This window comes from Chryseobacterium sp. RU33C (genome assembly GCF_900156015.1).
GTDB lineage: Bacteria > Bacteroidota > Bacteroidia > Flavobacteriales > Weeksellaceae > Chryseobacterium > Chryseobacterium candidae.
This window is the reverse complement of sequence record NZ_FTMT01000004.1, coordinates 168953-182476: the sequence shown is the minus strand read 5'-3', so window position 1 is coordinate 182476 and position 13524 is coordinate 168953. Positions and strand designations below refer to the sequence as shown.

General features: G+C 38.0%; 14 protein-coding genes and 5 tRNA genes. 13 read left to right on the top strand and 6 right to left on the bottom strand.

The genetic code is table 11. The features are described from left to right. The first annotated feature begins 15 nt into the window (after nt 1-15). The 10 genes from BW946_RS05690 to BW946_RS05645 all read left to right on the top strand — a co-directional run bounded on the left by BW946_RS05690 (nt 16) and on the right by BW946_RS05645 (nt 9775). Complete coding sequence (locus BW946_RS05690; RefSeq protein WP_076595229.1) at nt 16-195, top strand: class I lanthipeptide; 180 nt, start codon at nt 16-18, stop codon at nt 193-195. A gap of 53 nt (nt 196-248) precedes the next feature. After that, a complete protein-coding gene (locus BW946_RS05685; protein ID WP_076595231.1) occupies nt 249-428 on the top strand; it encodes a class I lanthipeptide in 180 nt (59 codons plus the stop codon). Nucleotides 429-483: 55 nt separating this feature from the next. Beyond that, the gene (locus BW946_RS05680) at nt 484-663 is read left to right on the top strand and encodes a class I lanthipeptide (protein ID WP_076595230.1); all 180 of its coding nucleotides are present in this window, start codon (nt 484-486) and stop codon (nt 661-663) included. Nucleotides 664-716: 53 nt separating this feature from the next. Then, nucleotides 717-896, top strand: a complete 180-nt coding sequence (locus BW946_RS05675) for a class I lanthipeptide (protein WP_076595229.1) — start codon at nt 717-719, stop codon at nt 894-896. Between the two features lie 62 nt (nt 897-958). Further along, nucleotides 959-1129 (top strand): class I lanthipeptide, encoded by a 171-nt coding sequence (locus tag BW946_RS05670; protein WP_170872056.1) that lies wholly within the window; start codon nt 959-961, stop codon nt 1127-1129. A gap of 81 nt (nt 1130-1210) precedes the next feature. Beyond that, nucleotides 1211-2383 (top strand): lanthionine synthetase LanC family protein, encoded by a 1173-nt coding sequence (locus tag BW946_RS05665; protein ID WP_076595227.1) that lies wholly within the window; start codon nt 1211-1213, stop codon nt 2381-2383. Beyond that, complete coding sequence (locus BW946_RS05660; protein ID WP_076595226.1) at nt 2383-3540, top strand: lanthionine synthetase LanC family protein; 1158 nt, start codon at nt 2383-2385, stop codon at nt 3538-3540. Before BW946_RS05665 ends, BW946_RS05660 begins: the two co-directional genes overlap by 1 nt. A 1-nt stretch (nt 3541) precedes the next feature. Next, nucleotides 3542-4489, top strand: a complete 948-nt coding sequence (locus BW946_RS05655; RefSeq protein WP_076595225.1) for an LLM class flavin-dependent oxidoreductase — start codon at nt 3542-3544, stop codon at nt 4487-4489. Then, nucleotides 4470-7571 carry a lantibiotic dehydratase gene (locus tag BW946_RS05650; RefSeq protein ID WP_076595224.1) on the top strand — a complete coding sequence of 1034 codons (3102 nt, stop codon included), beginning with the start codon at nt 4470-4472 and terminating at the stop codon, nt 7569-7571. The genes BW946_RS05655 and BW946_RS05650 overlap by 20 nt, the downstream gene beginning before the upstream one ends. Further along, a complete protein-coding gene (locus tag BW946_RS05645) occupies nt 7568-9775 on the top strand; it encodes a peptidase domain-containing ABC transporter (RefSeq protein WP_076595223.1) in 2208 nt (735 codons plus the stop codon). Before BW946_RS05650 ends, BW946_RS05645 begins: the two co-directional genes overlap by 4 nt. Before the next feature lie 129 nt (nt 9776-9904). Here the strand turns inward: BW946_RS05645 and BW946_RS05640 are convergent, their stop codons facing one another. The 6 genes from BW946_RS05640 to BW946_RS05615 all read right to left on the bottom strand — a co-directional run bounded on the left by BW946_RS05640 (nt 9905) and on the right by BW946_RS05615 (nt 11383). Next, a complete protein-coding gene (locus BW946_RS05640) occupies nt 9905-10609 on the bottom strand; it encodes a hypothetical protein (RefSeq protein ID WP_076595222.1) in 705 nt (234 codons plus the stop codon). Nucleotides 10610-10769: 160 nt separating this feature from the next. Then, nucleotides 10770-10853 (bottom strand) — tRNA-Leu (locus BW946_RS05635). Nucleotides 10854-10929: 76 nt separating this feature from the next. Then, nucleotides 10930-11011 (bottom strand) — tRNA-Leu (locus tag BW946_RS05630). A gap of 120 nt (nt 11012-11131) precedes the next feature. Beyond that, nucleotides 11132-11215: transfer RNA gene (locus BW946_RS05625), tRNA-Leu, on the bottom strand. 6 nt (nt 11216-11221) lie between these two features. Then, nucleotides 11222-11297: transfer RNA gene (locus tag BW946_RS05620), tRNA-Gly, on the bottom strand. Between the two features lie 4 nt (nt 11298-11301). Then, nucleotides 11302-11383 (bottom strand) — tRNA-Leu (locus BW946_RS05615). 178 nt (nt 11384-11561) lie between these two features. Here BW946_RS05615 and BW946_RS05610 point away from each other — a divergent pair. Genes BW946_RS05610 through BW946_RS05600 form a run of 3 tightly spaced genes read left to right on the top strand, consistent with a single transcriptional unit; the run spans nt 11562 to nt 13517 of the window. Further along, nucleotides 11562-11939 carry a DUF3127 domain-containing protein gene (locus BW946_RS05610; RefSeq protein ID WP_076595315.1) on the top strand — a complete coding sequence of 126 codons (378 nt, stop codon included), beginning with the start codon at nt 11562-11564 and terminating at the stop codon, nt 11937-11939. A 59-nt stretch (nt 11940-11998) separates the two neighbouring features. Continuing rightward, the gene (aat, locus tag BW946_RS05605) at nt 11999-12652 is read left to right on the top strand and encodes a leucyl/phenylalanyl-tRNA--protein transferase (RefSeq protein WP_076595221.1); all 654 of its coding nucleotides are present in this window, start codon (nt 11999-12001) and stop codon (nt 12650-12652) included. Continuing rightward, nucleotides 12639-13517 carry a DMT family transporter gene (locus BW946_RS05600; RefSeq protein ID WP_076595220.1) on the top strand — a complete coding sequence of 293 codons (879 nt, stop codon included), beginning with the start codon at nt 12639-12641 and terminating at the stop codon, nt 13515-13517. Before aat ends, BW946_RS05600 begins: the two co-directional genes overlap by 14 nt. Nucleotides 13518-13524: the final 7 nt, after the last annotated feature.

Below are 13524 nucleotides of genomic sequence, written 5' to 3'. Positions count from 1 at the left end.
AAAAATTTTAAAATCATGCACAAAATTAAATTAACAAAAGGGTTACAGATCAACAAAGAACAAATCAGCAAGCTTCAGGAAGAGCAAATGAACAGCTTAAAAGGAGGGGTTAACAGCCTTCAGGCAGCGGCCCAGTCTTGCGGACAGTGTTCTTGCGGTGGAAACACTGTGGTAAAAACAAGAGCAGCTCAGTAATCAGCACTCCCAATCACATTTAAAATAAACAATAACATTTAAAATTAAACATCATGAACAAAATGAAATTATCTAAAGGACTACAAATCAACAAAGAGCAAATCAGCAAATTACAGGAGGAGCAAATGAACAGCCTAAAAGGAGGAGTTAACAGCCTTCAGGCAGCGGCCCAGTCTTGCGGACAGTGTTCTTGCGGTGGAAACACTGTGGTAAAAACAAGAGCAGCTCAGTAATCAGCACTCCCAATCACATTTAAAATAAACAATAACAATCTAAAAATCAAACATCATGCACAAAATTAAATTAACAAAAGGACTACAGATCAACAAAGAGCAAATCAGCAAATTACAGGAAGAGCAAATGAACAGCCTAAAAGGAGGAGTTAACAGCCTTCAGGCAGCGGCGCAGTCTTGCGGACAGTGTTCTTGCGGTGGAAACACAATTGTAAAAACAAGAGCAGCTCAATAATCAGCACTCCCAATCACATTTAAAATAAACAATAACATTTAAAATTAAACATCATGCACAAAATTAAATTAACAAAAGGCCTACAGATCAACAAAGAGCAAATCAGCAAATTACAGGAAGAGCAAATGAACAGCCTAAAAGGAGGAGTTAACAGCCTTCAGGCAGCGGCGCAGTCTTGCGGACAGTGTTCTTGCGGTGGAAACACTGTGGTAAAAACAAGAGCAGCTCAATAATCAGCACTCCCAATCACATTTAAAATAAACAATAACATTTAAAATTAAACATCATGAACAAAATGAAACTAACTAAGGCTCTTCAAATCAACAAAGAGCAAATCAGCAAATTACAGGAAGAGCAAATGAACAGCCTAAAAGGAGGGGTTAACAGCCTTCAGGCAGCGGCCCAGTCTTGCGGACAGTGTTCTTGCGGTGGAAACACGGTGGTACAAACAAGAATAGCGAAGTAATCTTCTCCTATAAAAGAGGGAGAGATGTTCATCAGTCTCCCTCTTTTAAAAAAAATTATATAATCTCACAGCTCTCACATCATGCAAAAAGAAAAATTAATCATCTCAGAAATAGAAGAATGTATCCGTAAAAAAGAGACATCCCTTACCGGAATAGGTCTTAATAACGGGATTCTAAGTGCTTCAATGTTCTATTATTATCATTATCTGATGACCCGGGAATCGGAATCTTTAGAACTGGTAACCCATTATATTGAAAAGTCTCTGTCTGTTTTAACAGAGGATTATAAGAGTCTTCATTTTAATGATGAAATAAGAGAGCTGGGATTATATCTTATATTCCTGAAACAGCAGGAAGTTTTAGACAATGAAATAGATTCTTTACTGGAGAATATAGATGACATTCTGGAAGAAATTCTGATCCAGAAAACACAAAACGGAGATCTTGACCTTACCAGCGGTTTTCCGAGTTTTGCCAAGTATTTCGTTTTGAGAAATCTTGAGGATAAAAAACATCTGATAAACAATACCTTGGATAAAATCATTGAGCTTACTCAAACTCACGAAAGCGGAAGCTACTGGAAATTTGATCTTCGCAATAAAGAAAATCCATATGTAGAACTGGGCTTAGGGCACGGAACTACAGGAGTCATCAACTATTTGTTATTCCTTTACAAAAATAACATCTACACTCCGGAATCTTTAGCGCTTATTCACTCCGGACTTTCATTCATCTGGAGCTGTAAAGAAAGCACTACAGACCATATCTCTCTTTTCCCGTTCAATGCCTTTGAAGATGTTTATATAGATTATCATAATCTGGCTTATGGGGAAATAGGAATTGGCTATACTTTTTACAATGCCGGAATTCTTTTAGACAATAAAGACTATTGCGACAAAGGCCTTCAGATACTGATCAATACCACAAAATTTAAAGACACTGATCAGTCTGCCATCCTGGAACCGGGATTAATTTATGGTTCTGCCGGATTATCCGCTTTGTACAAAAACCTCTATCACCTCACCGAACAGGATGTCTTTCTGGAAGCCAAAGACTACTGGCACCAGCATCTTCTTCAGTCTAAGAAAAATGAAAATGAGCAATGGGCAGGATTCAATGCCTACTACAATGCAGAATATGACAATATCAACATGGCTTTAGGCCAGGGAATAGCAGGAATTGGTATTAATCTGATGAGCAATATCATTACAAACCATCACAATTATGTTTCATTCTATAATTACGATCTATAATGGAAACTCTACAATCTCAAAACATAACAATCCTTCTTCAGGAATATGATCAGAAACTGCTGGATTTTGATTATGGAAATTTACCGGACGGATTGCTTTATGGAAAACTGGGACTTCTGCTTTATTTTCTTGCACAGTATCAGATCTCCGGAAATGATATCTATGTGAACAAAGTAGGCGCTATCCTGGAAGAAGTATTTGAAAATGGCAACCTGCAAAAAGAAAACAACGTATACACCCTCCCGAATCTATCCAAAGGAATGACCGGACTGGGCATTATTCTGAACCTGCTGAAACAGGACGGACTTATTCAGGATGATTTTGATGAACAAATTGCAGACATCGGAGAACTGATCTTCCAACAGTCTGTTACCATGCTGAACGAAAACAATTACACTTTTTTTGATGGACCCATAGGAAATCTTCACTATTTCAACACCATCAGAAACGAAAAATACAGCAGCGAAATCGTAAACATACTTTATGACGAATGTATTTCTCACCCCACTCCATTTGAAAACAAGCTGAACGACAGCTATGCAGATGGTATCAACTTAGGATTCAATTATGGCTATCTTTCTATTGTTAATAATCTTTTGGCCCTTCCGGAAATAACGGAAAAAGCAAAACATATTATTAACTCATGCCTGGATTTCATTATCTCCAATTTTGATGTTCATGAAGTAGAAAATGCCAGAATATATAAACCATACAATTACAAAATAGCACAAAACCGGCTGAAGCCTTTTCATAATAACAGACTCTGCTGGTGCAACAGTGATCTTTCCTTCTCTTATCTTCTTTATAAAACAGGAGAAACACTACAGGAAAACAGATACACAGAAATGGCCCGCGAACTGGGTCTGGAAACCACCAAAAGGAAAGTAATGGCCAACACAGGAGTAGAGTTTATCCAGTACTGCCACGGAACCTCAGGACTTGTACAGCTTTACCATGAGCTTCATGAAAAAGACAGCCATCCTGAGTATGAAAAAGCTGAAAATTTCTGGACCAAAAGATCACTGGAAATCCTGGAAAACGAACTGGATCAGCCATTCACATTGGAAGACAGCAATTTACTCTTCGGAAAAACAGGAGCCCTGATTGCTCTGAATGACAAAATAGACCAAACGAAATACCTAAAATTTTTACTGTAACATGAAAACAAAAAGCATAGGATTACTAGAACTAGGATACAGAAGCGGCAAAGATTCCATCACAGCTCTTAACGATGTAGTTGATTATGCCCTTCATGCAGAGAGATTAGGATACAGCAGATTCTGGCTGGCAGAGCATCATTATTCCCATCTTAAGAATCTTGCCTTTTCAAATCCGGACATCGTGATTGCCATGATTGCCGGAATGACGGAAAAAATAAGAGTAGGATCCGCAGGAACTTCAGTACCGAGCTATTCTCCTTATGCTGTGGCTACCAATTATAAGCTGATCAACAATATATTCAACGGGAGAATAGACCTTGGCCTGTCCAAAGGCATCCCTGAAAGTAATCATACGAAAAACCTTTTAAACCCGGACATTCTTGAAAGAGGCTCCGGAGTGGTCTTCAAAGAAAATGCCCGCATGATTCATGAACTTTTTTATTCTGAAGCAGAAAAGAATGAAAAAGAAGGCATTCTGATCCCTCCTTACGGCGGACTGATCCCGGATCTATGGTATCTTTCCTCTTCCCTGAACAATCTGGATGACGCCGTCAGTTTATACTCAAATTATTGTGTATCAGCATTTCACGGAAACGGAAAATTCCTTGACAGTTTTGTAGGTAAAAAAGAAGAGATCAACAGATATAAAGAAACATTTATACAGAAAAACGGATTTGAACCCAAAACATCACTTGCTCTGGCAATCAACCTCTCAGAAATCAGTGAAATAAAGTCTGACGCAGATGAATCCGAAGCGTTCAAAATTCTACACCTCAGCTTTGAAGAGCTTTTTGAACTCATTGAAAAACTGGATGATCAACTGGCCGTAGATGAATTCATCTTATATGATACGGAACCCGACAGTGATAAGAAAATAGAAAACGCTGAAACGATAAGCAATCATTACAACTTACAATCTATTCAACATGAAAACGCAGTTAGATAACATTAATATTGGCTTTATGAGAAACGCTTTGTACTCATTCAGACAATATAACAACATACCGAAAAATACAGCAGATCTTGATCATTTTGTTCTGGAACTGTGGAATGATGAGGTCTTCAGAGAATCTGTTTTCTTAGCATCTTATGAGCTGTATAACGAATGGGCAAGATTATGCCAGAACGATTCATCTTTATCCCAGGTAAAGAGAAACAGAATTAACAATTCTATCCTGAAATACTATATCAGAATTACCACCAGATCTACTCCGTTCGGAACATTTGCTTCTCATTCCGCTTTTGAACTGAACGCAGAACATAAAAATATTGAAACCGGAAATATGGATTCTATCCACCGATATACAACGCTGGACCTGTCTTTCCTTTTTCAGGTTATCGCATTGATCAACAGAGACTTTCCGGAAGTTCACGAATATGAGCTTAATGACTCCGTCTATAAGCTGGGTGATTATTACCGATATATCGAAACTACAGTAAAAAATGAAAAAAGAGTTTACACGCTCAGCTCATTGGAAAAAGACGAGCTTTTGGATTTTCTGGTTGAAAATACAGCCAATAAGTCTTACTCATTCGACGCCCTGGTGGCTCTGGTAGCAGAAAACGTAGAAGGAGTTTCTGAAGAAGATGCTAAATATTATATCTTCAGCCTGATAGATGCCCAGTTCTTTAAAAGCAATTTTGATATCTGCCTGAATGAGCATTCTCCACTATGCCAGATCATTGAATATTTACATTCGAAAAAAGGCATTGCTCCTGAACTGGATGCTTACCTTGATACCCTCATCAGAATGGACGACTATATGAAGCGGCTTAATTCAGGAGTAGGACAGCCTCAGGAATATTACAGTGAAATATTTGCCCTTGCCAACCAGTTCTCCATATTATATGACAGAAAATACCTGATTAATTCTTCATTAAAAAGAACCCTTGATTTCTCTCCGGTTACCAGAGAAGATCTTTCCAAAATCAAAAAAGGAATCAATACCTTAGCCTGTTTTTGGGACAAAGGAAGCGAAACAGTGAATGAAAACTTAGAAAAGTTTAAAACAGCTTTTTACACAAGATATGAAGAAAGCCTGGTCCCTTTGGTAGAAGTGCTGGACAATGAAAGTGGCATCGGGTATATTCAGGAACAAAACAGTGAAAACGATTTTTCTTCTCTTTTAGATACGTTAAGCTGGCCCAATTCTAACACGGATTCTTTTTCCATCACTTACAATAAAAAGATTCATGAATTCTGGAGAAGACTCATCAATAAAGCCAACATTAACGGAGAGACTTCTATAGATCTCAGCCAGCATGATATCAGCAATCTTCAGAATACGGAAGAAGTAAGCCTGGCAAGATCTCTTGCAGTAATGATAGAAAAGGTTTCTGATAAAATTGCTATTTCTTCTGTAGGAGGTACCAGCGGAGCCAACCTTATCGCCAGGTTTTCCAATGAAGATGAAGAAATCCTTGCCCCGATGAACAGAATCATTAAAGAAGAACAGAACGATGATCATTTTATTTACGCAGAACTGCTTCACCTACCTGATAACAGAGCCGGAAATATCCTTCTGAGACAGGTAAAAAGAGGAAACCAGCTTTCTTATCTTACGAAACCTTCTGCGTCGGAAAATACCATCAGCCTGACGGACCTTTACATTAAAATGATAGATAAAAGAATCGTTTTATTCCATAAAGAACAGAATAAAGAAGTAAAAATCTTCCATTCTACCGCTCATAATTTTGATTATAATTCGCTGCCGGTATACCAGTTTTTATGTGACCTCCAGCATCAGGATATTTCCACTGCATTGGTTTTAAACATTGGGGATACCAATTACCTGATGTATGATTATATTCCCCGCATCACCTTTGGTAATGATATCATCTTTACGCCGGCATTATGGCGAGTATACCAGAACGAAGTATCAGGAATAAAGGCCAAAAACAATACGGAAAGCATTAAAAAATTAAAAGAATATCTATCAGATAAAAAAGTTAACCGATATTTCTTTATTGCTCAGGGAGATAACAAATTACTGATCGATACGGAAAATGATAACCTTTTATTATTCCTTGTGGATGAACTGAGATCCAAAGAAATGGTGACACTTACAGAATGTCTTTATGATCTTGAAGCAGATGAATTCAACAATGAGATTATCATTCCCATGATCAACAGAAATTATACAGCATTTAAAACTGAGCTTGACCCGCATCTTTTCAATAACAATATTGCTGATCATAAATTCATCCCGGGAAATAAATGGCTTTACTATAAAATTTATTGCGGAAACAAGTTCTCAGACAAAATACTACAGGATGTATTCCCGGAGCTTTTAGATCAGCTTAATGAAGAAGATCTGATCAAAAAATGGTTCTACATCAGGTACAGTGATCCTGATAACCATATCAGACTAAGGCTGGAAATTAATGATAATGACCTTACCAATACAGCGCAGATCATTACAACTTTCAACGATTATTTTGATAAATATATCAGCGAAGGAATCATTAATAAAGTGGAAATGGGAACCTACGACAGAGAATATGAAAGATATGAAGGTGAATTTATTGACACTGCGGAACATATCTTCCACTATGACAGTAAACTGACAGTGAATCTGTTAAAGAATATTCCGAACAATGATGATCTTTGGTTATATGCCATCAAAAGTATTGACGTCTATTTTGATGTCTTCAGAATGGATCTGGATAAACGGCATGAAGTGATCAGTAAAATCTATACCCAGTTTCAGAAAGAGTTTAATGTAGACAGCAACCTGAAAAAGCAGCTCGACCTTAAATACAGAAGCAACCTGAATATCATCAGCGAAATTGTAGAAACGGATGGCAATCCATACTTCTCAGAGTTTGTTAATGCGGTCACAGAAAACTGTAAGGAAATAGAAAAGCTCAGGACCATTCAGAAAGAAAGATTAGTGAGCAGTTTTATTCACATGCATATCAACAGGCTGATAAGATCCAGACACAGAATGCATGAACTGATCATCTACGGCATCGTAGAAAAGTATTACAAAATGAAAATCGGCAAAAGAAAATATCTAGTATCATGAAGCTAAAATTTATCCCTCAACACGACCAAATGGACTGCGGTCCAGCATGTATCGCAATGGTGGCTTCCTACTTCGGCAAGCAGATTCCGTTACATTTTTTGAAAGAAAATGCCAACCTATCCAGAGAAGGAGTTAGCTTACTGAGCATCAGCGAACTGTGCGAAGATATTGGATTTGAAACGTATCCTGCCAAGCTTACATTACAGACCCTGGATGAAAACGGCAGCCTGCCTTGTATTCTTCATTGGAATAAAAATCATTTCGTGGTACTTATTGATGTAAAGAAAAGCCTTATTTCAGGAAAAAAACGCTACAAAATTGCAGATCCAAGCCACGGAATGATCTGGATGAGCGAAAAAGACTTTCTTAAAAGCTGGCTGTCTGATGGTGAAAACGGCATTGCTCTTTTTGTAAGCCCTACCAACAGCTTTTACCAGCAAACCTTCCCGGAAGAAGATAAACTGAGTATTTCTTTTGCCATGAAATATTTCAAAGAGCACAAAAGCAAATTCCTCTTTTTATCCGGAATGCTGCTAATCGGTAGCTGCCTGAGCCTTGTATTTCCATTCCTTACGCAAACACTTATTGATAAAGGAGTTAACACAAAAGACGTAGATCTTATTACCATCATTCTGGTCTCTCAGGTCGTTTTATATTTAGGAAGTATCACGATAGAAATTCTCAGAAACTGGCTGATGCTTTATATCGGGACCAGAATCAGTATTTCCATTATTTCAGACTTTCTGAAGAAAATGCTTCTCCTTCCAATGGGCTTTTTTGATACCAAAATGAAGGGAGATTTTACCCAGAGAATTCAGGATAATGAGAGAATAGAAGATTTTCTTACCTCTCAGAGCCTTATGACCTTCTTCTCTATGGTTACTTTTCTAGTGTTTTTCGGAGTGCTTTGGTATTATAACGTTACAATTGTGCTTATTTACTCCTCATTGACGGCATTATCATTGGTTTGGGCTCAATACTGGCTGAAAAAAAGAGAAATTCTGGATTATTACAGATTCCGCGAAAAAGGACAAAGCCAGGAAAGCGTTTATGAGATCCTGAACGGAGTTTCTGAAATGAAGTTAAATCAGTTTGAAGATTACAAAAGACAGGAATGGGAAGGGATTCAGAATAAGCTTTTTAAAACAACCCTTCGGATTTTAAAAGTAGATCAGTATCAGTTTTCAGGATTTGAATTTCTTAACCAATTAAAGAACATTTTCGTGACGTTCTTTGCGGCATTGCAGGTTGTGAAAGGAAATATGACCATCGGCGAACTATTGGCCATCTCTTACATCATTGGACAGCTGAATTCTCCTGTTAACCAGATGATTTCTTTCTTCCGTTCTTTACAGGATGCGAAACTGAGTCTTTCAAGATTAAATGAAGTTCAGAATCACGAAGAAGAAGAAAAAGAAGGAATGAAAGCCTTAGAAATAGGCAATAACCATTCAAAAGACGAAGAGAGAGGAATTACTTTAAATAATGTTTCTTTTCAGTATGAAGGACCGAAATCTCAGTTTGTTTTAAAAGATGTCAACCTGTTTATCCCTGAAGGTAAAGTGACAGCCATTGTAGGAGCCAGCGGAAGCGGGAAGACAACCTTGATGAAGCTTTTATTAAAGTTTTATAATCCTACTCACGGTACCATTCATTATAACGAAGATGATATTCTTACCCTTTCCCCTAAAAGCATCAGAGAAAACTACGGAGTGGTAATGCAGGATGGGTTTATCTTCTCCGACACCATTGAAAGAAATATCGCCACCAGCGAAGTGGAAATCAATACCAGAAAGATGGAAAATGCGGTAAGAGTAGCCAATATCTCTTCTTTCATAGATAATCTTCCGTTAGGGTACAGCACCAAAATCGGGGCAGCTGGCAACGGAATCTCCGGAGGACAGAAGCAAAGGGTTCTTATTGCAAGAGCGGTGTACAAAAATCCTCATTTTATCCTCTTCGATGAAGCCACCTCTGCGCTGGATGCCGAAAATGAAAAAATCATTCATGATAACTTACAGGAATTCTTCAAAGGAAAAACGGTAATTATTGTAGCCCACCGTTTAAGTACCGTAAAAAATGCAGATCAGATTATTGTTCTGAAAAACGGAGCTGTTGTTGAAAAAGGAAACCACCAGGAATTGGTCAACAGAAAAGCAGATTACTACAGTCTTGTAAAAAATCAGCTTGAATTAGGCAACTAATCACCTCTCAATATATTTTAACCGTTTCGCAGTTTGTGAGGCGGTTTTTTATGCAGCTTATTAAAAAAGAAAACCTTTGCAATGCATTTACAAAGGTTTTTGTTTTAGTCTGGAGAGATTGTAAATCAATTATTTAAAATCTTTATCCTCAATATTCTTATTGTAGTATAAATCTACAAGAGTTGCTTCCTGATTACCATCTTCAGAAACAAAAGTAGATTTGGTAGCATACCAAAGATCCCCGAATTTTTTATAATCGCTTTGTAAAACTGTAGAGAATGTATTCTTTTCACCATTTTCCACCGTTTCTTCTTTGCTTAGAAAGAATGACTTTACATCGTAATACAGATAGGTCACCTTTCCTGTTATATAGGTTGCTTTTATTTTATAATAGATCTTATCCGGATTTTCGTCAATAAGTTCAATCTTGTATAATTTTGGATCTATGTAAGCAAGTTCATTCATGATATACTTTCTGTCGGCCTTATCTTTAAATTCAGCAGGATCAGCCAGCTTTCTCTCACCGTTGACCAGTTCATAACCTGTTTTACCGTCAAACCATGATTTGTAAACAATTCTTCCCTGGTATTCAATTTCAAAGCTTCCTTTATTGGGTACCATTTCTTTGGTAATCCAATACACATTTCGTCCGTCCATTACCGTTTCAGATTTGGAATAAAGCGTTTTTATGCTGCTCAGAAGTTTTTTTCCGCCTTCTGCCTGGATGGCTTTTTCAATAATTTCTTTGGCTTTGCTTTCGCTGGATGTCTGTGAGAATAACGGGTTAGAGGCAGCGATCATGCCAACGACTACAATGGTATTGAATAACTTCATGGTTTTATTTTTTCTGTGGCAAATGTACCAAAAGACATGATATAGTTTTCCTTTTTGATTCACTATTTTTAAATTATAATGAATTAAATATAAAAAACAGACAGGGATTTATTGCATTGAAAACAAAAAAGCCCTCCGTAATAACTTACGGAGGGCTTTGTACCCCAGACGGGACTTGAACCCGTACGTCCTTGCGGACACAGGATTTTAAGTCCTGCGTGTCTACCAGTTCCACCACCAGGGCATGGTGTGGGCAAAAAAAAAGATTCGAACCAGAGGTTCCAACCTTCTTAATGATTCTAAAAAACCTTTTAGAATAGTGCGGATGAAGGGACTCGAACCCCCACGCCTCACGGCACCAGATCCTAAGTCTGGCGTGGCTACCAATTACACCACATCCGCTGGTTTTGCTGATCTGAATACTCAGATTCAACCTGATTTATTACAAATATAAGATTTTTATTTAAAGAACGCTCTCTATTAAAACAAAAAACCCTCCGTAAGATATTACAGAGGGTCTTGTACCCCAGACGGGACTTGAACCCGTACGTCCTTGCGGACACAGGATTTTAAGTCCTGCGTGTCTACCAGTTCCACCACCAGGGCATGGTGTGGAGCGAAAAACGGGATTCGAACCCGCGACCCCAACCTTGGCAAGGTTGTGCTCTACCAGCTGAGCTATTTTCGCATAGTGCGGATGAAGGGACTCGAACCCCCACGCCTCACGGCACCAGATCCTAAGTCTGGCGTGGCTACCAATTACACCACATCCGCTGGTTTTTTATATTGTAAGTTTTAAAGAGCTTGCTTCGTTTTTGTGAGTGCAAATATAGGACAATTTCCTTTATCACCAAACTTTTCAGGAAAAAAAAATAAAATTTCCATATTTTTTTTTCATGCCTTCTTTTATTACATTTCATTTTCATACTTTTACATCGTTAATATTTACGATATGGAATTACAAGGAACGGTAAAGAAACTTTTTGATGCTCAAACATTTGCGAGCGGGTTTCAAAAAAGAGAAATGGTTATTTTGACCCAGGAACAGTATCCACAGCCGATAAACATAGAATTTTTGTCTGATAAAATCAGTTTATTAGATAACCTTAAAGAAGGAGAAAACGTAAAGGTAGGAATCAACATCAGAGGAAGAGAATGGGTTTCTCCTCAGGGTGAAACGAAATACTTCAACTCTATTACGGGATGGAGAATAGAAAAAGTTTCTGAAAATGCTTCAGAACCTACTCAGGCTATGCCTCAGCAATCAGCATCTCCAGTTTCTAACGAAAATCCGTTTGCCGGAGACGATGATGACGATTTGCCTTTTTAATTAAAGAATAAAGATCAAATATAAATCCTGCTTTTTGAAGTGGGATTTTTTTTCTAAAAATGGTCCGATTAGACGAAAACGAGATTTCATTTCCTGACCCTGAGCTGTATGATGGGCACGAGGGAGTGGTTGCTTTTGGTGGCGACCTGTCTGTAGAACGTATTTGGTTTGCTTACCAGCTCGGTATTTTTCCCTGGTACAATCCCGGTGAGGAAATCCTTTGGTGGTGTCCCGATCCAAGATTTGTTCTTATTCCTGAAGAATTAAAAGTTTCCAAGTCTATGAGAAAGATACTCAACAGAAATGTTTTTACTTTCTCCGAGAATAAGAATTTCAGAGAAGTGATCAGGAATTGCCAGCAGGCTACAAGAAAAGGACAGTCAGGAACATGGCTTTCTGATGAATTGATGGAATCTTTTATCCGGCTTCATCAATACGGCTTGGCCAAAAGTATTGAAGTATGGCAGGGTGAAGAACTTGTTGGCGGTTTTTACGGATTGCAGATTGGAAATGTATTCTGCGGAGAAAGTATGTTTGCCAGGGTAAGTAATGCTTCAAAAGCAGGTTTTATCAACTTTGTAGAAAGCAACAAAGACAACCTTGAGTTAATTGACTGCCAATCACATACAGAACATCTGGAGAGTCTGGGGGCGAAAATGATTCCTAAAAAAGAATTTCTAAAAATCTTACACGAAAATAATGAACGCAGATAAAGAAAAATGGGTTCTTCTGGTGGTTCTGAGTATTATCTGGGGATCATCCTTTATTTTAATCAAAAAATCGCTGGAGCATTTCAATCCGTTTCAGGTTGGGTCTTTAAGAGTTCTTATTGCCGGGATTATTCTTCTTCCGGTGGCTATTTCCAATTACAAACTTTTCCCTAAAAAACATTTAAAATGGTTAATTCTGGCTGCCTTCACCGGAAATTTTATTCCCATGTTTCTGTTTCCGATTGCTGAAACGGAAATAAGCAGTAGTATTGCCGGAATCATCAACTCCATGATGCCCATTTTTGTGATTATTGTAGGTGCACTGGTCTGGAAGTTTGAAACCACGAAAAAACAGATTACAGGAACCCTAATAAGCTTTACCGGAGTATGCATACTCGCATTTGGAGGAGGAGACAGCAAAGAGCTGAAAATGATCCCTATTCTGCTCCTTTTATTGGCTACTTTATGCTATGCACTGAGTACCACAACTGTAAAATCAAAGCTGATGGATGTCTCTTCTACGGTTTTATCTGCTTTTGTTTTTTCCTTTGTTTTGTTGCTGCCATCCATTATTGCACTCACAGGTACAGGATTCTTTTCGGAATTCAGTTTTTCGAAGGATAATCTGATGGGACTTATGTTTGTCAGCCTTTTATCTGTTTTCGGGACCGGCCTGGCCATGATGATGAACTACCGTTTATTAAAAGTTTCCTCTCCCCTCTTCGCATCCACTGTTACCTTAGTGATGCCTATTGTTGCTATTATCTGGGGAATAATTGATGGTGAAAAACTCACTTATTTACAATTTACGGGTGCTGGAATTATTATCGCAGGACTCATCTTTTTAAGAACAAATCCAAAAAAATAAAATCATA